This window comes from Streptomyces dioscori (genome assembly GCF_003024195.1).
GTDB lineage: Bacteria > Actinomycetota > Actinomycetes > Streptomycetales > Streptomycetaceae > Streptomyces > Streptomyces dioscori.
Genome location: NZ_KZ679047.1, coordinates 336911 through 358568, shown reverse-complemented (window position 1 = coordinate 358568; position 21658 = coordinate 336911). Strand labels below are relative to the sequence as shown.

22 protein-coding genes and 2 pseudogenes are annotated in these 21658 nt (G+C 72.3%); 10 read left to right on the top strand and 14 right to left on the bottom strand.

Going from position 1 to position 21658, the window contains the following annotated elements:
- Positions 1-93 precede the first annotated feature (93 nt).
- Positions 94-507, top strand: coding sequence for a MarR family winged helix-turn-helix transcriptional regulator (locus C6Y14_RS25855; RefSeq protein WP_107019201.1), 414 nt, complete (start codon positions 94-96; stop codon positions 505-507).
- Positions 508-544: 37 nt separating this feature from the next.
- Here C6Y14_RS25855 and C6Y14_RS25850 read toward each other — a convergent pair whose 3' ends face one another.
- On the bottom strand, positions 545-1579 hold the full coding sequence (locus C6Y14_RS25850) for an NAD(P)-dependent oxidoreductase (RefSeq protein WP_263973093.1): 1035 nt from the start codon (positions 1577-1579) through the stop codon (positions 545-547).
- 39 nt (positions 1580-1618) lie between these two features.
- Here C6Y14_RS25850 and C6Y14_RS46040 point away from each other — a divergent pair.
- Positions 1619-1814 (top strand): annotated as a pseudogene (locus tag C6Y14_RS46040) (hypothetical protein); the annotation flags it as partial.
- A 157-nt stretch (positions 1815-1971) separates the two neighbouring features.
- On the opposite strand, the gene C6Y14_RS25840 reads toward C6Y14_RS46040, so the two are convergent.
- From C6Y14_RS25840 to C6Y14_RS25825, 4 genes are all read right to left on the bottom strand, one after another.
- Positions 1972-2793: a DUF2382 domain-containing protein gene (locus tag C6Y14_RS25840; protein WP_107019199.1), complete on the bottom strand. Its 822-nt coding sequence runs from the start codon at positions 2791-2793 to the stop codon at positions 1972-1974.
- A 98-nt stretch (positions 2794-2891) separates the two neighbouring features.
- Entirely contained in the window at positions 2892-4400 is a 1509-nt protein-coding gene (locus tag C6Y14_RS25835; RefSeq protein ID WP_107019198.1) for a tripartite tricarboxylate transporter permease, read from the bottom strand.
- A gap of 1 nt (position 4401) precedes the next feature.
- Complete coding sequence (locus C6Y14_RS25830) at positions 4402-4968, bottom strand: tripartite tricarboxylate transporter TctB family protein (protein ID WP_404828829.1); 567 nt, start codon at positions 4966-4968, stop codon at positions 4402-4404.
- Positions 4965-5948: a Bug family tripartite tricarboxylate transporter substrate binding protein gene (locus C6Y14_RS25825; RefSeq protein WP_199854858.1), complete on the bottom strand. Its 984-nt coding sequence runs from the start codon at positions 5946-5948 to the stop codon at positions 4965-4967. The genes C6Y14_RS25830 and C6Y14_RS25825 overlap by 4 nt, the downstream gene beginning before the upstream one ends.
- Positions 5949-6280: 332 nt before the next feature.
- Between C6Y14_RS25825 and C6Y14_RS25820 the strand changes: the two genes are divergently transcribed.
- Both C6Y14_RS25820 and C6Y14_RS25815 read left to right on the top strand, forming a co-directional pair.
- Positions 6281-8029 carry a sensor histidine kinase gene (locus tag C6Y14_RS25820; RefSeq protein ID WP_107019259.1) on the top strand — a complete coding sequence of 583 codons (1749 nt, stop codon included), beginning with the start codon at positions 6281-6283 and terminating at the stop codon, positions 8027-8029.
- Positions 8026-8898, top strand: a complete 873-nt coding sequence (locus C6Y14_RS25815) for a response regulator (protein WP_107019196.1) — start codon at positions 8026-8028, stop codon at positions 8896-8898. Before C6Y14_RS25820 ends, C6Y14_RS25815 begins: the two co-directional genes overlap by 4 nt.
- A 78-nt stretch (positions 8899-8976) precedes the next feature.
- Here C6Y14_RS25815 and C6Y14_RS25810 read toward each other — a convergent pair whose 3' ends face one another.
- From C6Y14_RS25810 to C6Y14_RS44605, 3 genes and pseudogenes are all read right to left on the bottom strand, one after another.
- Positions 8977-9213 carry a hypothetical protein gene (locus C6Y14_RS25810; protein WP_225891279.1) on the bottom strand — a complete coding sequence of 79 codons (237 nt, stop codon included), beginning with the start codon at positions 9211-9213 and terminating at the stop codon, positions 8977-8979.
- Positions 9202-9384 (bottom strand): annotated as a pseudogene (locus tag C6Y14_RS45160) (phytanoyl-CoA dioxygenase family protein); the annotation flags it as partial. The pseudogene C6Y14_RS45160 and the gene C6Y14_RS25810, both read right to left, overlap by 12 nt.
- Complete coding sequence (locus tag C6Y14_RS44605) at positions 9357-9554, bottom strand: hypothetical protein (RefSeq protein WP_199854852.1); 198 nt, start codon at positions 9552-9554, stop codon at positions 9357-9359. The pseudogene C6Y14_RS45160 and the gene C6Y14_RS44605, both read right to left, overlap by 28 nt.
- 70 nt (positions 9555-9624) lie before the next feature.
- Here C6Y14_RS44605 and C6Y14_RS25805 point away from each other — a divergent pair, with 70 nt between their 5' ends.
- On the top strand, positions 9625-10413 hold the full coding sequence (locus C6Y14_RS25805) for an AraC family transcriptional regulator (protein WP_107019195.1): 789 nt from the start codon (positions 9625-9627) through the stop codon (positions 10411-10413).
- Here the strand turns inward: C6Y14_RS25805 and C6Y14_RS25800 are convergent.
- A complete protein-coding gene (locus C6Y14_RS25800) occupies positions 10394-11560 on the bottom strand; it encodes a methyltransferase (protein WP_225891267.1) in 1167 nt (388 codons plus the stop codon). The two genes, C6Y14_RS25805 and C6Y14_RS25800, sit on opposite strands and share 20 nt — an antisense overlap.
- 96 nt (positions 11561-11656) lie before the next feature.
- Between C6Y14_RS25800 and C6Y14_RS25795 the strand changes: the two genes are divergently transcribed.
- Positions 11657-12361, top strand: coding sequence for an alpha-ketoglutarate-dependent dioxygenase AlkB family protein (locus tag C6Y14_RS25795; RefSeq protein ID WP_107019194.1), 705 nt, complete (start codon positions 11657-11659; stop codon positions 12359-12361).
- 50 nt (positions 12362-12411) lie between these two features.
- A complete protein-coding gene (locus C6Y14_RS25790) occupies positions 12412-13653 on the top strand; it encodes an ROK family protein (RefSeq protein WP_107019193.1) in 1242 nt (413 codons plus the stop codon).
- Between the two features lie 111 nt (positions 13654-13764).
- On the opposite strand, the gene C6Y14_RS25785 is transcribed toward C6Y14_RS25790, so the two are convergent.
- From C6Y14_RS25785 to C6Y14_RS25775, 3 genes are read right to left on the bottom strand one after another with little or no spacing between them, the layout of a single operon-like run.
- The gene (locus C6Y14_RS25785; RefSeq protein ID WP_225891266.1) at positions 13765-14691 is read right to left on the bottom strand and encodes a phosphotriesterase family protein; all 927 of its coding nucleotides are present in this window, start codon (positions 14689-14691) and stop codon (positions 13765-13767) included.
- Positions 14688-15272 (bottom strand): DUF4865 family protein, encoded by a 585-nt coding sequence (locus C6Y14_RS25780; protein WP_107019192.1) that lies wholly within the window; start codon positions 15270-15272, stop codon positions 14688-14690. The genes C6Y14_RS25785 and C6Y14_RS25780 overlap by 4 nt, the downstream gene beginning before the upstream one ends.
- Before the next feature lie 17 nt (positions 15273-15289).
- On the bottom strand, positions 15290-15910 hold the full coding sequence (locus tag C6Y14_RS25775) for a TetR/AcrR family transcriptional regulator (RefSeq protein WP_107019191.1): 621 nt from the start codon (positions 15908-15910) through the stop codon (positions 15290-15292).
- A 234-nt stretch (positions 15911-16144) separates the two neighbouring features.
- Here C6Y14_RS25775 and C6Y14_RS25770 point away from each other — a divergent pair, with 234 nt between their 5' ends.
- Genes C6Y14_RS25770 through C6Y14_RS25760 form a run of 3 tightly spaced genes read left to right on the top strand, consistent with a single transcriptional unit; the run spans position 16145 to position 19922 of the window.
- Positions 16145-16462, top strand: a complete 318-nt coding sequence (locus C6Y14_RS25770; RefSeq protein WP_107019190.1) for an SHOCT domain-containing protein — start codon at positions 16145-16147, stop codon at positions 16460-16462.
- On the top strand, positions 16459-17364 hold the full coding sequence (locus C6Y14_RS25765) for an ABC transporter ATP-binding protein (protein WP_107019189.1): 906 nt from the start codon (positions 16459-16461) through the stop codon (positions 17362-17364). Before C6Y14_RS25770 ends, C6Y14_RS25765 begins: the two co-directional genes overlap by 4 nt.
- Positions 17361-19922, top strand: a complete 2562-nt coding sequence (locus C6Y14_RS25760) for an ABC transporter permease (protein WP_107019188.1) — start codon at positions 17361-17363, stop codon at positions 19920-19922. The genes C6Y14_RS25765 and C6Y14_RS25760 overlap by 4 nt, the downstream gene beginning before the upstream one ends.
- A 310-nt stretch (positions 19923-20232) precedes the next feature.
- Here C6Y14_RS25760 and C6Y14_RS25755 read toward each other — a convergent pair whose 3' ends face one another.
- Positions 20233-20817: an ATP-binding protein gene (locus C6Y14_RS25755; protein ID WP_107019187.1), complete on the bottom strand. Its 585-nt coding sequence runs from the start codon at positions 20815-20817 to the stop codon at positions 20233-20235.
- A gap of 217 nt (positions 20818-21034) precedes the next feature.
- Positions 21035-21358 (bottom strand): hypothetical protein, encoded by a 324-nt coding sequence (locus C6Y14_RS25750; RefSeq protein ID WP_107019186.1) that lies wholly within the window; start codon positions 21356-21358, stop codon positions 21035-21037.
- Positions 21359-21658 lie beyond the last annotated feature (300 nt).

The following is a 21658-nucleotide window of genomic DNA, read 5'->3' as shown; positions in this document are numbered from 1 at the left end:
GCAAGTGAGCCCGCCGGGCGTACGGTGCCGAGGCCGGTCCCCGGGGTGAGTCCGAGTCCGGGGCCGGTGTCGGGGCCTTGCTAAAGTGCGGCCATGGCGGCTGTGGAGAGGGCCGAGCAGGGCCTCGTGGACCGGTGGCGCGACATCCTCGCGGTACATGCGCGCACCCTGTGCGAACTCGACCGCGCACTGCACCAACACGGCCTGGGGGCAAGTGACTTCGAGGTTTTGGACGTGCTGGCCACGGGCGCGTCCGTGGACGGCGGAAACGCCTACCGCGTCCAGGAGATCGCCGAACGGGTGCATCTGAGCCAGAGCGCGCTGTCCCGGCTGATCGGCCGCCTGGAGAAGGACGGCCTCGTCGAGCGCTGCATGTGCCCCGAGGACCGGCGGGGCGTCCGTGTGTCCCTCACGGCGAAGGGGCGCACCCTGCACGGCGAGGTGCTGCCCCTTCAACGGGCGGTACTGGGACGGATGTTGACCGGCGGGCCGGAGTCGCGGGACTGACCGGCGCCCGCCGGAGTCGTGGTCCTGCCGGGTGCTCCTACCGGGCGGTCGAGTCCCCCGTACCCTCGTCGAAGCTCGCGAAGTAGGCCGCGGCCATGTCCTCGTCGCCGTGGCCCTGCGCGGCGGCGCGGGCGAAGCGTTCGGCGCTCGCCGCCGCGACGTCCAGCCGGACCCCGTGCTGCTCACCGGCCTCGACGATGAGACGGGCGTCCTTGCCCGCGGTGGACACGGCGAAGGCGGCGGGCGACAACCGGTCCTCCAGGATGAGGGCGCTCTTGGCGTGCAGATACCCCATGTCGAGCGGGCCGCCGGCGATGGCGTCGAAGAAGCTCTGCGGATCCACGCCCAGCGCCTTGGCCAGGGCGAGGGTCTCGCCGGTCGCGCTGGTGGCTGCGATGACCCAGCTGTTGGCGACGAGCTTGAGGCGGGTGGCGCTGCCCGCCGCCCCGTCCTCGCCGGTCCACACCGTACGGGCGCCGACCGCGTCGAAGACCGGTGCCACGGTGTCGCGGCCGTCGCTCGGACCGGCGGCCAGCACGAGCAACTGCCCTGCCTCGGCGGGCTGTCGGGTGCCGAGCACGGGCGCGTCGTAGAAGACCAGGCCCTTCTCGCGGGCGAACTCGGCCAACTCCCCGACGCCGTCGATGCCCGCGGTCGTCGACTGGATCCACGGCGTGCCCGCGCGCAGGGCGGGCGAGGCCTGCCGCATCACGTCCAGCGCGGCGGGACCGTCGTACAGCATGGTCAGGACGACGTCGGCGCCCTCCACCGCCTCGGCGGGCGTGCCCGCGACGTACGCGCCGTCGGCGGCGAGCGGTTCGGCCTTGTCCCGGCTCCGGTTCCAGGCCCGGACGGTGTGTCCGGCCCGCGCGAGGTTACGGGCCATCGCGGCCCCCATGATCCCGGTGCCCAGGACACTGACGGTGAGCTTGTCGGTCATGACTTCAACTTCCCTGTCCGTTCGATGCGGTGGACACCACTCTGCCGTGCGCGGCCGGCCGACGTGTTCTGCGGCTCGCGCTCGCCCGGCGCGCCTCGACGATGTCTCCCACTGTCGCCAAGAGTGGTTCAACAACCGCTCAACAGCTGCTCAGGATTGAGCGACCCGAACAGAGGGGCGATCGACTCCAACCGAGGCAAGGAGGGGGACGCCCGCGTCGACGCGACGGTCGACGCCAACATACGGCTCTTACGCTCACGGCTCGCGGTGGAGCCCGATCTTTGCCGCCAGGGTGGACTCGGGGGCGCCGCGGATCGTCGGCGCCCGCTACGAACCGACCACGCAGCTGGTGCACCGCGTCGGCTGAGCCGCGTGACGACGGTCGCCCCCGGCCGACGCGACCGCAGGTTCGAGCCCCTTCGAGGCTGCTCGAACCTGCGGTGCGGACCGACTGCCGGCCAACGGCCTACAGCCGACGGCCGGGTGGTGTGGGCGCATGGACCTCCGGCGTGGCGCGTGCCGGACTACCGGCGCGGGCGGCCCTCGTCGTCGTCCTCGATGCCGTCGGTGGCGATCCTCTCCTTGCGGACCTGGCCCGTGACGGTCTCCTCCTCGGTGACCTCCTCGGTGCTCAGCCGCACCCGCTCCACCGGAACCGTCTCGGTCTCCACGACCGGGCGTTCGGCGTGCAGTGTGACCTCGTGCTCGGCCTCGGAGATCTCCGCGCCCGACAGGGCGTCGCCCACGTTCGCGTCCGTGATCGGCTCGCGTACGACGCGTACCTCCTCGTGGCGCAGGGGCACCGTCTGCTGGACCTCCTCCGTCACCACGTACTTGCGCAGTCGCGCCCGCCCCGTCTCGTAGCGTTCGGCGCCGACGTGCATGTGCTCCTCGGACCGGGTCATCGCCTCGTCCTCGGACGTGGCCATGTTCATGTCCGCGGTGCCGGTGGCCGCGGTCGTCCCGGCGGTGCCGGAGTGCGCCCAGCCACCTCCGCCGGGCTGGTTCGCCTGCTGCCACGCGTCGTCCCAGGCGATGCCGTAGTGCTCGTACAGCCGGACCTCCTCCGACTCGGACAGGTGGCCGCCGCTGTCGACGTCGACGTTGGGGGCGTCCTTGATCATGCCCTTGGCGTAGGGCACCTCAAGGTGGTCCTCGACCATGACCGCTTCCCGGATGGGCACGAACGACTCGCTGGTGCCGAAGAAGCCGGTCTTGATGCTGACCCATTCCGGACGGCCGGTCGCATCGTCGAAGAAGACGTGGTTGGCGTCCCCGATCTTGTTGCCCTCGGCGTCGTACACGGGATGTTCCAGTACTGCCGGTATCTGCTCCTGGGTGATCATCCTTCAGCACCCTCCTTCTGGGTCCGGTGTGATGTCCGGGTCACCGCGACAGAAGGCATGAAACATCGCAAAAGCGACAATAGTTATAGAAAGGGCAACTACTTGGCGGCCGGTTCGGGTTTCGCGCGGACACGGGTCACGAGTTTCCGCAGCAGAGGCCAGATCAGCAGCAGGGCCGTCACCGCGTACACCGTCACCGCGAAAGGCGTGTTGACCAGCCCCGACACACTTCCGTCGCTGATCTGCAGGGCGCGCCTGAGCTGCTGCTCCGCGTTGGGGCCAAGGATGACGCCGATGACGGCGGGCAGCACCGGCAGACCGTACCGCCGCATACCGAAACCGATCAGGCCGATGATCAGCAGGATCACCAGGTCGATGACCTCGCCGCCGACCGCGTACGCGCCGACCGCCGCGAAGAACAGGATCCCCGCGTACAGATACGGGCGCGGGATGCGCAGCAGCTTCGCCCAGACCGGGGCCAGCGGGAGGTTGAGCGCGAGCAGCAGCACCATGCCGACGAAGAGGGAGGCGATCAGGCCCCACACCAGGTCCGGCTCGCGCTCGAAGAGGAGCGGGCCCGGCTGGATGCCGTACTGCTGGAAGGCCGCCAGCATGACGGCCGCGACCGCCGTCGTCGGCAGGCCGAGCGTCAGCATGGACACCAGCGTGCCCGCCGCGGAGGCCGAGGCCGCCGACTCCGGGCCCGCCACCCCCTCGATCGCGCCCTTGCCCCAGTCGTCCTTGTGCTTCGACAGCCGCTTCTCCGTGGCGTACGACAGGAACGTGGGGATCTCCGCGCCGCCCGCCGGGATCGCGCCGAAGGGGAAGCCGATCAACGGCCCGCGCAACCAGGACTTCCAGGTCCGCCGCACGTCCTCGCGGCCCAGCCAGGGCCGGCCCACCGGGATCGGCTTGCCCGGGCTGCGCCGCAGATGCGCCGCCACCCACAGGGCCTCGCCGATCGCGAACAGGCCGACCGCCACGATGACCACGTCGATGCCGTCGGCAAGCTGCAGCGAACCGAACGTGAGCCGCTGCTGGCCGGTCATCTGGTCCAGGCCGACCAGGCCCAGGGTCAGCCCGATGAGCAGGGACGCGAGACCTCTGATCCTGGACGAGCCCAGCACCGACGTCACCGCGATGAACGCCAGCACCATGATGGCGAAGTAGTCCGGCGCGCCGATGTCCACCGCCAGGTCCGCGACCGTCGGGGCGAGCGCGACCAGCAGGAGCGTACCGATCAGACCGCCCGCGAAGTGGCCGATGGCGGCGGCCGCGAGCGCCTGCGCGCCCCGCCCCGCCTTGGCCATCGGATTGCCCTCCATGGCCGCGACCACGGCGGCGCTCTCACCCGGCGTGTTCAGCAGGATCGAGGTGGTCGAACCGCCGAACATCGCCCCGTAGTAGATCCCCGCGAACATGATGAACGCGCCGATCGGTTCGAGCCCGTACGTCACCGGCAGCAGCAGCGCGACGGCCATCGCGGGGCCGATGCCGGGCAGCACGCCGATCGCGGTGCCGAGCAGCACACCGAGGGCGGCCCACAGCAGATTGACCGGTGTGAGGGCCGTGGCGAAGCCGTCCATCAGGGAGTTGAGGGCGTCCATGTCACAGCACTCCCATCAGCGGGCCGCCCGGCAGCGGTACCCCGAGCAGATTGTTGAAGACGACGTACGTGAAGAGGGAGAGGGCGGCAGCGATCAGGGGGTCCTTGTCGAGGCGGCGGCTGCCCAGCGCGAAGGCCGCGCCCCAGAAGAGGAGGGCGCCCGCGACGGGGAAGCCGAGCGGTTCGATGAGGACGGCCGAGCCGAGGAACACCCCGGCGAGCAGCAGCACCGTCCGCCAGTCGGCCGGTTCGGACAGGTCGACGTCCTCGCCGCCCTCCGCCTCACCGTGACCGCCGCGCAGGACGTCGACGGCGAGCAGCGCGGCGATCACGAGCAGCCCGACGCCGACCACGACCGGGACGGTCTTCGGCCCGACGGGCCCGCGCTGGGTGATGTCGACGTCCATGGTGAGCGCGTCGGTCAGGACGAGCACGCCGAGCGCCAGCAGCAGCACGCAGACGCCGAGTTCGGAGTGCTCCCGCAGCCAGGCGCGGCGCGTGTCCGAGGACGTCGGGGGTGTCGGCGGGGTGGGCGGCGTCCCGGGAACGTCGGTGGTCCGCGTCGTCACAGTCCCAGCTCCTTCAGCACCGACACCACGCGCCTGTCCTGGGCGTCCAGGAAGTCGCCGAACTTCGCGCCCGTCAGGAAGGCGTCGTCCCAGCCGTTCGTCTCCAGGGACTTCTGCCACTCGGGGGAGTCGTGCAGCTCCTCGACGAGGCGTACGAGCTTGTCGCGTTCGGCGTCGGACAGGCCCGGCGGGGCCACGATGCCGCGCCAGTTGGTGAAGTCCACGTCGTAGCCGGACTCCTTCAGGGTGGGCGCGTCCAGCTCGTCGACCCGCTCGGGTCCGGTGACCGCGAGCACCCGCAGCTCGCCCGCCTTGATCTGGTCGAGGTACTCGCCGACGCCGGACACCCCGAAGGCGACCTTGTTGCCGAGGATCGACGCGAGCAGTTCGCCGCCGCCGTCGAAGGGGATGTAGTTGACGTCCCTCGGAGCGATGCCCGCGGCCTTCGCCATCAGCATCGGCGCGAGATGGTCGGGCCCGCCGGGCGAGGACCCGCCGCCCACCGGCAGTTTGCCGGGATTCGCCTTCCAGGCGTCCACGAGCTGGTCGACCGACTTGTACGGGGAGTCCTTGGAGACCACGACGACGTCCTGCTCCTCGGTGAGCCGCGCGATCGGGGTCGTGTCGGCGAGGGTCTTCGGCGCGTCGTTGGAGCGCACCGCGCCCACCACACCGAGCCCCATCGACATGGCGAGCTTGCCGTTGCCGTGCTCGCTCACCAGCCGGCTCAGCCCGACGGTGCCTCCGGCGCCCGGCAGGTTGAACACCTCGATGTTGTGGGTGAGTTCGGCGTCCTCGGCGTTCTTCGCCGCCGTGCGGGCCGTGATGTCGTAGCCGCCGCCGGGCGTGTTGGGGACCATGAAGCGCAGGCCGGGAATCTGGGTGCCGGTCTCGGCACCACTGCCGGCCGTCAGCAGCGGAGGTCCCACGAACACGAGCACGGCGGCCCCGAACAGGGCGAGGGGGGTGCTCAGGCGCACGAGTTCCACCACCTGTACATGAGATGCGGGGAGGGGCGTCCCCGTACTGGAGCCGGGGGGATACGGGGACGCCCTGGAATGGGGGGGGTGACGTGGGCCACATACTGCCCGCACGCCGGAGGCCTGTCTCTCTTGCGGAACCAACGGAGGTTGTGGTCTTTGTGTCAGCCCCGGTCTCCGCCCTTCTCCCGGCCGCGGGCGGGGGCCATGATGGTGCGACCCGGCAGCCGAGCCGTTCAGCGCGGTGTCCACGCCGTGTCAGCGCCGTGTCAGCACGAGAGATTGAGTCCGCCGTGGTCGCCGCCCTCCGTCGCCAGACCCTCGCGGGCGAGATGCTGGTGCTGCAGCTCGCCATCGTCGTGGTGGTGCTGGTGGCCGTCGCCGCGCTCTCCCTCAGAGAGTCGGAACTGACCTTCACCCGTGTCGAGGGCCGCCGGGTCATCGCGCTCGCCGAGCAGCTGGCCGCGAACCCGCTGACCCGCAGCCAACTGGTGCAGCCGGCGCCGCAGCAGGCCCTCGCCCCGCTGGTGAACTCCACGCAGACCCAGTCCGGGGTCACCTCGGTGACCGTCGCCGACGCGCACGGCCGGATCGTCAGCTCCACCGATCCCACGGCGGTCGGCGGGCCGCTCTCCCTCGGCGAGGGTGTCGCCGACGGCCGCCTCTGGTCCGGCTCGATGACGCTGGACGGCAGCCGCGAACTCGTCGCCCAGGTACCGGTGCTCGGCGCGACGCCGGAGAACCTCGGACAGCCGCTGGGTACGGTGATGATCGGCGAAGCCGACCCGACGGTGTGGCAGCGGCTGAGCGGCGCGTCCTCGTACCTCTTCGCCTATCTGGGCATCGCCAGCGGGCTCGGCCTGATCGGCTCCTGGCTGCTGGCCCGGCGCGTCAAACGGCAGACCCTGGGCCTGGAACCCCGCGAGATCGCGGGCCTCGCCGAACACCGGGAGGCGATGCTGTACGGGATCGCCGAGGGCGTGATCGCCCTGGACCCGCAGCACCGGCTCACCCTGGCCAACGACATGGGGCGGCGCCTGCTCGCCCTTCCCGCGGACTGCGTGGGCCGCAGTCTCACCGAACTCGGTATCGAGGGACGGCTGCGGGATGTCCTGGCGGGGGACCGGGAGGGGGCTGCGGGCCCGGGGAAGGGGCACGGCGGGCACGGGCGGAACGGGGGGCCAGGAGGGCACGGCGACCTGGGCGATTCCGGCGATCCTGGCGATCGTCGGGAACGCGACGAGGTCGTCGTCCTGCACGGCCGGGTGCTGGTGATGAACCGGATGACCGTCACCAAGGACGGCCGCCCGCTCGGCTCGGTCACCACGCTGCGGGACCGTACCGAACTGGCGAGGCTGGAACGGGAGATCGGATCCTTCCGCAGCTCCTCCGAGCTGCTGCGCGCGCAGGCCCACGAGTTCGCCAACCAGCTGCACACCATCTCGGGGCTGATCCAGATCGGTGAACAGGACGAAGTCGTACGGTACATACGGGGGTTGAACCAGCGCCGCCAGTCGCTGGACGTCACCCTCAGCCGCCGTGTCCGCGACACCGCGGTCGCCGCCCTGCTGATGGCGAAGGCCTCCCTGGCCGCCGAACGGAAGGTCAGCCTGCGCATCTCGGACGCGACCGCACTCGACCGGCTCACCCCGAAGGACGCCGCCGATGTGGCGACGGTGGTCGGCAACCTCGTCGACAACGCCGTGGACGCCGCGTCCGTCGCGGCGACGGGCCGTGATCCCCTCGGGCGTGAGGGACCCCACGGCCGCGAGGCACCCGACAGCCATGAGGCGTGGGTCGAGGTCGAACTCCGGCAGGATGCCTCCAGTGTGGAGATCGTGGTCCGCGACTCGGGTCCCGGCGTCGCTCCCGAACTCGCCCGGGAGGTGTTCTCGCACGGCTTCACCACCAAGGCCGCGCAGGAGGGCGAGCGCGGGATCGGGCTGGCGCTCACCCGGCTGGTCTGCGAGCGTCACGGTGGCGAGATCTCGGTGACCAACACCCCCGACGGGGCGATGTTCACCGCACGCATGACCGTCAGCCACCTCACCGACGCGGTGGCGGAAGGAGCGACACCATGAACGGGGCGCCCGGTGGGGCAGACGCGACGGCGACGGCCGGCACGACGACGACGGCCGGCACGGCGGGCACGGCGGGGAGGGCCGACAGAGCCGAGAGATCCGACAGAGTCGAGAGAGCCGAGAGGTCCGAGTCGATCGACGTCCTCGTGGTCGACGACGACTTCATGGTGGCCCGGGTCCACCGCGCCTTCGTCGACCGAGTCGAGCCGTTCCGGGTCGTGGGGGTCGCCAGCACCGGCGAACGGGCCGCCCGCGCGGTCGACGAACTGCACCCCGATCTCGTCCTGCTCGACCTGTACCTGCCGGACGTCTTCGGGCTCGACGTGATCCCCCGGCTGCGTACCGCCGGACACGACTGCGACGTCATGGTCATCAGCGCGGCACGCGAGACCGACGCGGTCCGTGGCGCCGTCCGGCACGGCGTGGTCGACTACCTGCTCAAACCGTTCGAGTTCGAGGACCTGCGGGCGCGGCTTGAGCGGTACGCGGCGCGGCGCGGACGGGTGCTCGCCACCGTCGTGCACGGCCAGGCCGATGTCGACCGGGTGCTGGCCGGAGCGGCCGTGCCCGCCGTGGCGCCCGCCACGCTGCCCAAGGGGCTGAGCGTGGAGACGGCCGCGCTGATCGAACGCACCCTGAGGACCGCGCAGGACACCCTGTCCGCCGCCGAGTGCGCGACCCTGGCCGGCATCTCCCGCGTCAGCGCCCGCCGCTATCTGGAGCACTTCCACTCCATCGGCAGCGCCCAGGTGACCCTGCGCTACGGAGCGGCGGGCCGCCCCGAACGCCGCTACCGCTTCAGCGGCAACGGCAACGGCCTCGGCAGCGCGCAGACGGCCCGTCGGCCGGGCGACGGGGCCCGCGCCTAGGCGGTGGCCCGTGAGGCCATGGCGGAGGCGGTGACCCGGATCATCGGCGTCCTGGCACCCGCTGACCCGCTGCCCCGCTCACCCGTCGACGAGCTTCTCGAAGAAGAACTCGTGCTTCAGGAACGACACGTCGTACTCGCCGCCCGGGTACAGCGGGATCAACTGGGCCGCCTGGAACAGCCGCCAGCCGTCCCGCAGCGCCTCCACGCCCGACGCGTAGGGAGGTTCGTCGGTGTCCCCGGTGGTGGGCGACGTGCGGCCCGTGCCGTCGTACACCGACCAGCCGACCACAGGGGAGTTCAGCAGAAACACCACGGTGCCCGCCGGGCAGACCAGCCGTGACTGTCCGAGCAGGTTCTGGTAGCGGCCGGTGTCCGACTCGTTCGTCCGCCGCAGATGGCTGCCCGGCACGCTCAGGGTGCCGCCCATGTCCAGGGTCACGTCCTGCGGGTAGTACATCAGCTGGACGTCGAAGGCGTCCGGACGCGGTGGTGCCGGCGGAGCTGAACGCGGAGGCGATCGGCTTCCTCGGGCACGGCGTACCCGACGTGCCGTACGGCTCCACGGTGCCGGACGCCTATCCCGAAAGCTCCTTCGTGCGACGGCTGCTCGATGTCCCGGCGGTGGCCGGCCGGGGAGCGCTCGGGATGCGTCATGCGCCGACCGTACGGAGCCGGACCTGCCGTGCGCGTTGGTCCGTTTCACCACCGCTGGTAGTTTTTCACCATGCGGGAGACGACCATCCACCTCGGTGAGCCGCCCGTCGTGGCCAACGCGGGCGTCGGCGTGCACGGGGTCGCGAGCCGCACCGACGTCTTCAGGCTGCCCGAGCTGTGGCAGCTGCACCTGTACCAGTACGAGGCCGAGCTGACCGTCGACGGCACACCGCACCTCATCCGCCCCGGCCGGGTGAGCCTCGTACCACCGGGCGCGACGGTCCGCTACCGCTACCTGGGCCGCTCGGAACACCTGTACGCACACCTGCGCATCGCCGCCGCCGGGGAGCCGCGGACCGTGCCCCTGCTGCAGGACGCCGGAGCCGAACTCCCCCTGCTGACTGGGCTGTTGCTCCAGGCGGTGGCCTCCGCCCCGGGCGAGCCCGAGCGCACCAGGGCCGAGATCTGGACCGCTCTGTGGCGTATCGCCCAGCTGGCTCCGGCCGCCGAACGGCCCGGTCCGCACCCGGCCGTCACCGCCGCCATGGCGTACATCGAGGGCCATCTCGCCGCCCCGCTCACCGTGCCCGCGGTGGCCCGCGCCGCGGGCGTCTCGCACAACCACCTGACCCGGCTCTTCCGTGACGCGACCGGCGCCACCGTGGTCGCGTACATCCGCCGCCGCAGGCTCGACCGCGCCCGGCATCTGCTGCGTGCCTCGACCCTGTCCATCCCGGCGGTCGCCGCGTCGGTCGGCATCCCCGACCTGCAGGCCTTCAACAAGGCCTGCCGACGCGAACTCGGCGCCTCACCGCGCGCCCTGCGCGACGGGACCGGCGCTATTCCTGCCCCTGCTTGACGGCCTTCAGGACCACGAACTTCGCGTCGCTCGCGACCAGTTCGCTGTTGCCGAAGAGGCGGCGCAGCTTCACGTGGTAGCCCAGATGGCGATTGCCGACCACCCACAGCTCGCCGCCGGGCCGCAGCGCGCGGCGCGCCCCGACGAACATCCGCCACGCCGTGGCGTCGGTCGTCGCCTGGTGCGAGTGGAAGGGCGGGTTGGTCAGGACCAGGTCGACGCTGTCCTCCGGAACACCGTTCAGGCCGTCGTCGACCCGGAATTCCGCCTTGCCGTGCTCGGCCGTGTTGTCGGTGTTCGCCCGGTACGTCGCCTCCGCCGAGGCCACCGCCTGGTACGACTCGTCGACGAACAGCACCTCGGACTCCGGCCGCGCCAGTGCCACCGCGGTACCGACCACGCCGTTCCCGCAGCCCAGGTCCACGACGCGCCCGGCCCCGCGCTCGTACGGCAGGTGCTGCAGGAAGAACCTGGTGCCGATGTCCAGGCGCTCGGCGCAGAAGACGCCGGCCTCGTTGACGACCGTGCGGCCGGAGACGGGGCCGATGCCGTCGGGCAGTGTGTAGCTCAGCGGCCAGGGGTTCGCCGCGGGCACGATCCCCGGGTTCGGGGTGCAGAAGATCAGCCGGGCCTTCTTCTCGGCCAGTGAGGTCCGGGTCGGTCCGATGATCCGCTCGAACAGTTTGAGCGTCGAGGTGTGGATCTCCTTGACCATGCCGGTGCCGACGACGACGGTCCCCTCGTGCACGGACGGCGCCAGCCGCAGCAGCTGGTCCTCCAGCAGCGCGAGGCTCTTCGGGACACGTACCAGCAGCACGTCGACGCGCTCGGGCGCCGCGTCCTGCGTGGTGAGAAGGCGTACGGATCCGGCGTCGGCGCCGTTGCGCGCCAGATTGGCGCGGGTCGCCTCCCGGGTGAGGAACGAGTCGGTGATCTGCACCGGCGCGTGCGCCTGGAGGGCCGTGGTGAGGGCACCCCAGCGGTCACCGACCACGACGACCGTGCCGTCGAGTGCCAGGCCGCTGTCCGCGAGATGCCTCAGCAGGTACTCGTCGGAGGCGTCCCACGCACGGAGCTGGTCACGGGAGTCCTCGGGGAAGCGCGCCAGCATCAGCTCGGCCGAGGGGGTCGTCATACGGTCGGTCATCGGGACCAGGCTAACTGAGGCGCAGCTCAGGGACGCCCGGCGGCCACGTGAGGGTACGGCGCGAGTGTGCGCGGACCCTGCGCGAGGATGGGAGTCATGGACGCCGAACTGTTTCCCAGGAGCCGGACGGAGATCGCGCCGGGCGCCGTGCACCTGCCGGACTGGCTGCCGCCCGGGCGCCAGAAGGAGCTCCTGGAGGCCTGCCGCGACTGGGCCAGGCCGCCCGCGGGACTGCGCACGGTCCGTACCCCGGGCGGCGGCACGATGACCTCACGGCAGGTCTGCCTCGGATGGCACTGGTATCCGTACGGGTACGCGTCAACGGTCGTCGACGGGGACGGGGCTCCCGTGAAGAAATTCCCCGCCTGGCTGGGGGAACTGGGGCGCCGGGCGGCACGGGACGCGCTCGGCAACGGCACGCTGACCGCTCCGGGCGACCACCTCCCGACGGCAGAGGGCCCGCCGCCGCCCCCGTACGACTACGACATCGCGCTGATCAATTTCTACGACGCCGACGCCCGTATGGGGATGCACCGCGACAGCGACGAGAAGTCCGACGCCCCCGTGGTGTCGCTGAGCCTCGGTGACACCTGCGTCTTCCGGTTCGGCAACACCGGGTCGAGGGGCCGTCCCTACACGGACGTGGAACTGCGCAGCGGCGACCTGTTCGTGTTCGGCGGCGCGGCCCGGCTCGCCCACCACGGCGTGCCGCGCGTCCACGCGGGTACGGCGCCGCCCGAGTTGGGACTGACCGGCCGCCTGAACATCACCCTGCGGGTGAGCGGCCTCCGGAGCGCGTGAGCGGCTACTGACCGGTCACCGGGCCACCGGATCATGGGAGACTCGCCCTCATGAGCGGCGATGCGGCCCCCGGAGCGGTGGGAGAAGGAAGCACCAGGACACGGCTGGACCGAGGGCGCGGTGCGCTCGGACCCGCGTTGGAGCTCGTGCACACGGGACGCGCGCCGACCCGGGCCGTGCTCACCGCCGAGCTGGGAGTCACCCGGGCGACGGCGGGCGCGGTCGCCGCGGAGCTGGAGGCGCTCGGCCTGATCCGCGTCGACGCCCGTCCGGGCGCCCCGGCCGGTTCGCAGGGCCGCCCCTCGCACCGGCTCGAACTCGCCGAGGACGGCCCCGTGGCGCTGGCCGCCCAGGTGCACGCCGACGGCTTCCGGGCCGCCCTGGTCGGCCTCGGAGGCCGGCTCGTGGCGACCGCGCCGGGCTGCGAGACCGTGGACGCCGACCCGGCGAAGGTGCTCCGCTCGGTGGTGGAGGCGGGCGCCGAACTGCTCCGGGAGACGGGCCGCCGCTGTGTGGGCGCCGGGGTGGCCGTCCCGTCGGCCGTCGCCGAACCAGAGGGCACCGCGCTCAACCCGCTGCACCTGGCCTGGCCGGCCGGCGCGCCCGTGCGGGAGATCTTCGCGGAATGCGTCCGCGAAGCCGGCATCACCGGTCCGGCGTTCGCCGCCAACGACGTCAACCTCGCCGCGCTCGCCGAACACCGGCACGGCGCGGGCCGCGGCTCCCGCGATCTGCTGTGCGTGGCGACCGGACACCGCGGTGTCGGCGGTGCGCTGGTGCTCGACGGGCGCCTGCACACGGGCAGTTCGGGCCTCGCGCTCGAAGTCGGCCACCTCACGGTCAACCCGGAGGGCCGTCCCTGCCATTGCGGCAGCCGCGGCTGCCTGGACGTCGAGGCGGACCCCCTGGCGTTCCTGACGGCGGCCGGCCGCGACCCCGGCCCCGAGGTGTCACTGCTCCAGCAGGCCAACGAACTGATCCGCGACCACTACGCCGACCCGGGCGTACGCACCGCCGTCGAGGCACTCGTCGACCGGCTGGGCCAGGGCCTCGCGGGCCTGGTCAACATTCTCAACCCGGACCGCATCATCCTCGGCGGCCTGCACCGCACCCTCCTCGACGCCGACCCGGAGAGGCTGCGGGCCGTCGTGGCCGACCGGAGCCTGTGGGGGCAGAGCGGTGGCGTCCCCATCCTGGCCTGCACGCTGGACCACAACAGCCTGGTGGGCGCCGCCGAGTTGGCGTGGCAGCCGGTGCTGGACGACCCGATCGCGGCCCTGGCGCACGCCTGAGCCGACCTGATCGCGCCGTTCCCCGCGCCCCTCCCCGAGGGGCGCGGGGAACGGCGCGGCCCGCCCCCGCCGTCCCGCGGCCGAACATCGTCCTCACTGCCGCCCGTGGGTCTACGTCCACCCGACGGCGAACGCCCGCTGCGGATTCGCCGTCAGGATCTGCTTCACCAGCTCACTTCCCAGGGCGAGTTCGAGCCTGGGCCGGACGCGGCGCAGCAGATACGGCATTCCAGGCCCGCCGTTCACCGAGCGGGCCCCGGCCGTGGTCGTGTCCCCGCCGAGCAGCAGCCGGTCGCCGAACCCGGCGTCGGCGAGATCGCGTACAGCGTCGGGCATGCGCCAGTCGGTCGCGTGGTTCGCGCGTGACGGGCCGTCAAACGCCAGATAGGCGCCGGACTCCGCGGCCTGCCGGTGCACCACCGGGTCGGGGGCGCGGTTGAGGTGCCCGAGGATCACACTGCTCGGCGCCACCCCCAACTCCCCGCACAGCAGGTCGAGTACGTCGAGCGCGCCCGTGCCCAGCTCCAGGTGCACGGCGACCGGCGCGCCCGTGGCGTGGTGCGCCTCGGCCGCCGCGGTCATCGTCCAGCGGGCATGCGCGTCGAGCGCGTGGAAACCGCCCGCGACCTTGATGAAACCCGCCCGCACACCGGACGTGGCAAGCCCCTCCGTCAGCTCGGACACGAAGACCTCGGCGAGCCTGCCCCGCAGCCGGTCGAGCACCTCCGGCGCGTAGTGGACGGCCTGGTGCAGTCCCGTGGCGGCCACGACATGCACCCCGGCGGCACGGGCGAGCGGCGGCAGATCGGCGGCCCGCCGCCCCAGCCCGTACGGGGTCCACTGGGCGACGCTGCCGCCGCCCGCCGCGCCGAACGCGGTCAGCTCGGCCGTCGCGGCGCCCGCGTCCCGCAACTCCTGCCCCGGAAGGCGGGGGCTGCCGAAGAAGAGATGGTCGTGCGCGTTGCACACCCCCAACTCGGCCGGGGGAACGTCCCCGAGGACCGTGCGGACGGTACGGGGCGCCAGGCCGCGGCTCACCACTGCCGTCCCCTGCGCAGCCGGTCCCGCCCCGGCGCCGACAGATGCAGCACGCGATACGTCTCGCCCTCGGCCTTGGGCCTGTCGTGGGCCCAGAGGGAGAAGTGCACGACCTCCCAGTGACGCGGGTCGACGGCGGCAGCGGCACCCACGACCCCGTCCAGCGCGGCCAGACGCCCCGCCTCCGCCACGGCCTCCCGCGCGACCTCGGTGAGCGGCACGCCCTCGGGGACGCTCACCCGCCTGCGTACCGCGACCTCGGGCACCGCACCGGCGGCGCCCCCGTCCTCGTACGCCAGGCCCGCCCAGTGCTGCACCACAGGGCGGCCGAAGTCGGTCACGAGCCCCTGGAGGCCGGGCCCCCAGAGGAAGGAGTTCATGCCCTCGGGGGTGTCCCAGAGGTAGAACGGCGCGTACTGGTTGACGGGCGAGCCGTCCACGCCCCGCTCCCGCAGCAGATAGGCCTTCAGGCCGAGGCCGTCCCAGTCGTCGAGCAGATGCCCGACGCGGGCCACCCGGTCCCGGACGATGCCCATGTCGTAGTCCGCGGGCAGGGTGATCTCGTACTGCATGGCGTGCATCGGTGCCTCCCGGCGGCTCAGGCGCTCGTGGAAGTGCTCGTGGAAGTGGGGGAGTCGCCGGTGGGGGAGCGGGGCGCGAGGAGGGACAGCAGTCCGCGGATCCCCATGTCGAAGTCGGCGGTCGAGCCGGACGCGCGGGCCAGCACATAGCCTCCCTGGACCGTGGCCACGATCGTCGCGGCGATCTCCTCGCCGTCCAGCGCCGATGCGAACTCGCCCCGCTCCTGGCCCTCCTCGACGATCCCGGCCAGCCGCTCGCGCAGCCAGTCCAGCGTCTCGTCCACGGGCGCGCGCAGTTCGTCGCTCACGACGACGTCCGGGTCCATGGTCAGCCGCCCTACCGGACAGCCGCGCAGGACATCGCGCTCGCGCCGCAGATACGCCTCGACCCGCTCGTACGGGGAACCGGGCCCGCCGAGAACCGCCTCCGCGGTGGCGCGCATCTCCTCGGCCGTACGCCGGATCGCGGCCAGGGCCAGATCGGGCTTGCCGTTGAAGTGGTGGTACATGCTGCCCTGGCCCGCGCCCGCCCGCTGCAGGATCGCCTTGGGGCTCGTGCCCACGTAGCCGCGCTCCCACAGCAGCTCACGGGTGGCCTCGATCAGACGCTCCGGAGTGCTCACACAGACACTGTACATACTAGTAGTTACAGAGACTACTGCTGGCGACAGAAACGAGAGGCAGGCCGCGAGAGGCAGGTGAAGCCGAAGGCGCGAGGAGCAGCTGAAGTCCGCATTCCTACTCCCACGGAGGTACGCGCACTGCCGCTGGCCGTACGACGACCCGGACCCCCTCCCGGCGCGAGCCTCGAAGCATCACCGGAACACCCGGAACCGGCCGGAGTGCCGGACCTCCCGAGGAGATGACTTCAGATGCAGACGCTGGCGCACTGGGACGGCGGCCCCGGCCCGTGGATCCTGTTCCTCCCGCTGATCTGGGCGGCCGTCGTGATCGGTGTCGTGACCGTCCTGCGCCGCACGGTGTGGCGCGGCCGTCGCGGCCCGTGGCACGGCCCCGACCGGTCCCGCCCGTCCGGCGACTCGCCGATCGCGATGCTGGGCAGGCGCTTCGCGGCCGGCGAGATCGACGAGGACGAGTACTGGCGCCGCCTCTCCGTCCTGGACGAGCAGTTCGGACGCACGGGCGCGGACGAGCGCTACGGCCGTACGGGCAAGGGCGGTGCGGCATGAACGCGCCACCCGCGCCGACCGCAACCAAGGGCACACGCACTGCGGCCCGGGTCGCCGGAGCGGTCAAGGTGTACGGGGCAGGCGGCACCGCCGTACGGGCCCTGGACGGGATCGACGTCACCTTTCCCGCCGGACGCTTCACCGCGATCATGGGGCCGTCGGGCTCCGGCAAGTCCACCCTGATGCACTGCGCGGCGGGCCTGGACACCCTCACCTCGGGCACGGCCTTCATCGGCGACACCGAGCTGGGCACGCTCGACGACCGCCGGCTCACGCTGCTGCGCCGCGACCGCATCGGTTTCGTGTTCCAGGCCTTCAACCTGGTGCCGACACTGACCGTCGCGGAGAACATCACGCTGCCCATGGACCTGGCCGGGCGCGGGCGTGAGCGCGGGCGCGGGCGTGACCGTGACCGTGAGGGCCGAAGCAGGCGCGACGGCAGGGGTGGCGGCAGGCACGATGACAGGCACGACGGCAGGGGTGGTGGCTCGTCCGGCGAGTGGATCGACGCCCTCGTGGACGTCGTCGGTCTGCGCGACCGACTGCACCACCGGCCCGCCGAACTCTCCGGCGGGCAGCAGCAACGCGTCGCCGTGGCGCGGGCGTTCGCCGGCCGGCCCGATGTCGTCTTCGCCGACGAACCGACAGGCAACCTCGATTCCCGCTCCGGGGAGGAGGTCCTGAACCTGCTCGGCCGGGCCGTACGCCAGATGGACCGCACGGTCGTCATGGTCACCCACGACCCGGTCGCCGCCGCGCACGCCGACGAGGTCGTCTTCCTCGCCGACGGCCGCCTGGTGGACCGCATGGAGTCCCCGACGGCCGACCGGGTCCTGGACCGGCTGAAGGCGTTCGACGGCAAGTCCGACGGCAAGTCCGACGGCAAGGGGGCCTCGGCATGAACGCGTCCGTGCGGATCAGCGTCTCCTCGCTGCGCGCCCACAAGCGGCGGTTCGCCGGTACCTTCCTCGCCGTCCTGCTCGGTGTGGCCTTCCTGGCGGGCACGCTCGTCATGGGCGACACCCTGCGCGCCTCCTTCGACACGATGTTCGGCGACGCCACCAGCGGCACCGACGCCGTGGTCCGCAGCGCCGACACCATCACCACACCGGGCGAGAGCCAGGGCGTACGGCAGCCGGTCGGCACCGACCTGGTGGCGGCCGTCGAGAAGACCCCGGGTGTCGCGGCGGCGGCACCCGACATCCAGGGCGCGGGCCAGCTCGTCGGCGCGAACGGCGAGCCCGTCGGCGGCCAGGGCCCGCCCACCCTCGCGGGCAACTGGATCGACGACCCCGAACTCAACGCCTACCGCCTCGCCGAGGGCCGCGCCCCGGCGAGGTCCGGCGAAGTCGTCGTCAACCGGGGCGCGGCCGAGAAGGGCGACCTGCACGTCGGCGACACGACGACCCTGCGGACGCCCGATCCCGTCGAGGTGACCATCGTGGGCCTCGCGACCTTCGGGGGCGAGGACGGCATGGCACAGGTGACCTTCACCGGCATGACACGCCCCGACGCCGAGAAGTACCTGACCGCGAAGCCCGGCCAGGCCGCGAGCATCCTCGTACGGGCCGGCCCCGGCGTCGGTCAGCGGGAACTCGTCGACGCCCTGACTCCCGAACTTCCCGCAGGTGTTGAGGCGATCACCGGCCAGGAGGTGGCGGCGGAGAACACCGAGATGATCTCCGGCCAGTTCCTGACGCTCTTCACCACGTTCCTGCTGGTGTTCTCGGGTGTGGCGCTGCTCGTCGCGACCTTCTCCATCCACAACACCTTCGCGATCGTGGTCGCCCAACGCACCCGTGAGAACGCCCTGTTGCGTGCCCTCGGCGCCTCCCGCCGCCAGGTCACCGCGTCGACGCTCGTGGAGGCGAGCGCGGTCGCCGTGGTCGCGTCCACGGCCGGTCTCGCGGGTGGCATCGGTATCGCGGCAGGCCTGCAGGCACTGTTCCCGGCCATCGGATTCCCCTTCCCCGAGGGCGACCTGGTGATCAGCGCACTGTCCATGGTCCTGCCGCTCGCGGTCGGTGTCGTGGTCTGCCTCGGCTCCGCGCTGCTGCCCGCCGTACGTGCCGGGCGCACCGCACCGCTGGCCGCCCTGCGCGAGACGTCCGTCGACCGGTCCGGCGCGTCCCGGACCCGCGCCGTCGTGGGCACCGGCGTCGCGGCACTGGCGGTCGCCGTCACCCTGACCGGCGTCGTCGTCAGCCCGTCGCTGTGGCTCGCGGGAGGGGGCGCGGTGCTGGCGCTCGCCGCCTTCGTGGTCCTCGGCCCCGTCGCCGCGACCACCGCCGTACGCGTCCTGGGGGCTCCCCTCGACCGGCTGCGCGGTGTCACCGGCGCCCTGGCCGCACGCAACGCCCTGCGCAGCCCGCGGCGCACCGCGGCCACCGCGAGCGCCCTGATGATCGGTGTGGCCGTGGTGTCACTGTTCACCGTCTTCGGTGCCTCGCTGAAGGAGACCATGGACCGGACGGTGTCACGGTCCTTCGCCGGGGACGTCGTCGTGAGCACCCCGTCCTTCGGCGCGGGCGGCAGCGGACTGAGCCCCGCACTCGCCGGCGCGATCGGTGAACGGGCCGAGGTCGACACGGCGGTCGGGCTGGGCCGCGGGGTCGCCGAAGTCGACGGCAAGGGCCGGGCGTTGACGGTCACGGACCCGGTCGCGCTGGAGCGGACCTTCGACCTCGGCGGGATACGCGGCTCGACGCGCGACCTGGGCGCGAACGGCATCGCCATCACGCAACAGGAGGCCGACAAACAGGACCTCAGTGCGGGCGACACCACCCGGCTCACCTTCACCGACGGCGCGACGCGGACCTTCACCGTCCGCGCGGTCTACGGCCGCTCCGAGCTGGCCGGAGAGTACGTCATCACCCGCGAGGCCTGGGCCCCGCACCGCACCCAGGACTCCGACACGGTCGTCGCCGTGAGCTTCAAGGACGGCGTGACGGCGTCCGAGGGCAAGGCGGCTGTTGAAAGGGTCGCGAAGGCGTACGGCAACCCCGAGGTGCAGACCCGCGACGAGTACGCGCGGTCCTCGGCCGGGGCCATCGACATGATGCTCACCCTGGTCTACGCGCTGCTCGCGCTCGCCGTGCTCATCGCCGTGCTCGGCATCGCCAACACGCTGACCCTCGCGGTCCACGAACGCACCCGCGAACTGGGCCTGTTGCGGGCCGTCGGCCAGACCCGGTCGCAGCTGCGCGCCATGGTCCGCTGGGAGTCCGTCCTGGTGGCCGCCTTCGGCACGGCGGGCGGGCTGGCGCTCGGCGGCTTCCTCGGCTGGGTGCTCGTCAGGGCGTCCGACGGGGCGTCGAACAGCGCGTTCGCGTTCGCGGTGCCGCCGGTTCAGTTCGCCGTGATCGCGGGGGTGGGGCTCGTGGCGGGGGCGTTCGCGGGCCTGCGCCCGGCACGACGGGCAGCACGTCTGGACGTGCTGCACGCCATCGCGTCAGAGTAGTGAACTCGCCTCTGGGGCTGCGCCCCCGGTCCCCCGGCCCCCCGGTCCTCAAACGCCGGACGGGCTTGGAGATTTCGCCTGCGGGCCGGTGGGGGCGGGTCGCGCAGTTCCCCGCGCCCCTGAGGGGTGGGGCTGCGCCCCTGCCCCACCCCTCAGCCCGCACAGCTGCCTTTCAGCCCGTCCGGCGTTTGAGGACCGGGGGTTCGGGGGCCGGCCCCCGAGGCAGGTACGGGAACGGGTAGGGGCGGCGGGGGCGAAAACCGAACCGCCACCCCCACCCACCCGCCGCGGAGCGACTGTCACCGCCCGGTCAGCCGGCAACGGCCGACCGGGCGGGAGCGTGTCCACCCCCCGGAGCCGGCGCCAGCGCATCGGCATGCTCCACCCCAACGAACCCGACCCCACCAGCCCCCGCTCCCGCCCCCGCGACAGCGGAGTACGGCGCCCGGCCGGGCAGCCCAGCCGCCGGAGACGCGGACGGAGGCGCGGACGGAGACGGAGCCGGAGCCGTGAGGGTGAACCACACGACCTTCCCCGACTCACCGTCCGCCCGCACACCCCAGCTCTCACTCACCGCGGCGACCATGGAGAGACCACGCCCGCAGGTCGCGAGAGAGGTGGCGTCCCGCACCTCGGGAAGGCGCGGGTCGCGGTCGTGCACCGAGACGGTGAGCCGGTCGACCGACAGCTCGATCTCGACGGTGCACAGCTTGTCGGGCCGGGCGTGCAGATGGACATTGGTCAACAGCTCGGTCACGCCGAGCGCGGCCCGGTCTATCAAGGGATCCAGACGCCAGTAGCGCAACTGCGCAGATACGATTCTGCGGACCTGGCCGATCCGCGACGGCAGAGCGTTGAGCTCGACCGTGCAATGTTTGCTTGGCTGGCTGATCACGGCTGCGACTCCCCGAATTGAGGTCCGGAAGAAGACGAGTGCGGATCCAGCGGGCTGCCTGCGCGCGCCGACCGCCTGCTGTCGGTGGCCGGCGGGCTGGTTCGCAGCGTTATCGCCGGTAAACCCAGAGTGACGTGACAACAGAGTGGCTCAGGAGGCGCGCTCCCGCAACTCGCGGTGATCTCGGCGGCCGGACGGACGGCGCCCTGCGCGGGGCTCAGCGCACGCGCCCCGCCGCATTGCGCACGGCCTCGATGAACCGGCGGGCCGCCGGCGGACCGGGCTCTCCGGGGGCCGGATCGTGGTCGCCGAGGGTGAGCAGATAGCGGGTGCCGTTGACGTCCGCCAGCGCCCGGTCCGCCTGGGCGAACCACGGCTTGGACGCACGGACCGCCTGCACCGGCGCGCTGTCGATCTCACTGCCGTAGCTGGTGAGCAACTCCAGCCTGCCGTCGCTGATCCGGACCTGCCCGGCCCGGGTGAGCGAACGCAGCCGCTTCCCGATCCGCACGCCTGTGGCTGTGAACTCCGGCTCCGCCATGTGCCCCGCCCCCTTGTGCGCTTCGGTCGTGCCCCGTCGTACCTGCGGTCGTGCCATACGGGGTCGTGCCCCGTCGTACCTGCGGTCGTGCCACACGGGCCGTACCCCGCCGCGCACGCCGGACTGCGCACGCCGGACTGCGTACGCCGAATCACGTACGCCGGATCGCGCCCGTAGAGCCCGTCGTGCTGCCGGGTTGAGCCCGTCGTACGTACAGCGCGGGTCCCGTTCCATTGTGCGTCCCGCCGGGACCGGCGTCCTGTGCGAGCAGTCTGCCCGCGCAGGGCGTCGAGCACCAGT

What these genes read in the sequence shown, in the direction of transcription:
- C6Y14_RS25855 (WP_107019201.1), top strand. Translation starts at nt 94, where the DNA reads ATGGCGGCTGTGGAGAGGGCCGAGCAGGGCCTCGTGGACCGGTGGCGC.
- C6Y14_RS25840 (WP_107019199.1), bottom strand. Translation starts at nt 2,793, where the DNA reads ATGATCACCCAGGAGCAGATACCGGCAGTACTGGAACATCCCGTGTAC.
- C6Y14_RS25835 (WP_107019198.1), bottom strand. Translation starts at nt 4,400, where the DNA reads ATGGACGCCCTCAACTCCCTGATGGACGGCTTCGCCACGGCCCTCACA.
- C6Y14_RS25820 (WP_107019259.1), top strand. Translation starts at nt 6,281, where the DNA reads ATGCTGGTGCTGCAGCTCGCCATCGTCGTGGTGGTGCTGGTGGCCGTC.
- C6Y14_RS25815 (WP_107019196.1), top strand. Translation starts at nt 8,026, where the DNA reads ATGAACGGGGCGCCCGGTGGGGCAGACGCGACGGCGACGGCCGGCACG.
- C6Y14_RS44605 (WP_199854852.1), bottom strand. Translation starts at nt 9,554, where the DNA reads ATGACGCATCCCGAGCGCTCCCCGGCCGGCCACCGCCGGGACATCGAG.
- C6Y14_RS25805 (WP_107019195.1), top strand. Translation starts at nt 9,625, where the DNA reads ATGCGGGAGACGACCATCCACCTCGGTGAGCCGCCCGTCGTGGCCAAC.
- C6Y14_RS25800 (WP_225891267.1), bottom strand. Translation starts at nt 11,560, where the DNA reads ATGACCGACCGTATGACGACCCCCTCGGCCGAGCTGATGCTGGCGCGC.
- C6Y14_RS25795 (WP_107019194.1), top strand. Translation starts at nt 11,657, where the DNA reads ATGGACGCCGAACTGTTTCCCAGGAGCCGGACGGAGATCGCGCCGGGC.
- C6Y14_RS25790 (WP_107019193.1), top strand. Translation starts at nt 12,412, where the DNA reads ATGAGCGGCGATGCGGCCCCCGGAGCGGTGGGAGAAGGAAGCACCAGG.
- C6Y14_RS25780 (WP_107019192.1), bottom strand. Translation starts at nt 15,272, where the DNA reads ATGCACGCCATGCAGTACGAGATCACCCTGCCCGCGGACTACGACATG.
- C6Y14_RS25775 (WP_107019191.1), bottom strand. Translation starts at nt 15,910, where the DNA reads ATGTACAGTGTCTGTGTGAGCACTCCGGAGCGTCTGATCGAGGCCACC.
- C6Y14_RS25770 (WP_107019190.1), top strand. Translation starts at nt 16,145, where the DNA reads ATGCAGACGCTGGCGCACTGGGACGGCGGCCCCGGCCCGTGGATCCTG.
- C6Y14_RS25765 (WP_107019189.1), top strand. Translation starts at nt 16,459, where the DNA reads ATGAACGCGCCACCCGCGCCGACCGCAACCAAGGGCACACGCACTGCG.
- C6Y14_RS25760 (WP_107019188.1), top strand. Translation starts at nt 17,361, where the DNA reads ATGAACGCGTCCGTGCGGATCAGCGTCTCCTCGCTGCGCGCCCACAAG.
- C6Y14_RS25750 (WP_107019186.1), bottom strand. Translation starts at nt 21,358, where the DNA reads ATGGCGGAGCCGGAGTTCACAGCCACAGGCGTGCGGATCGGGAAGCGG.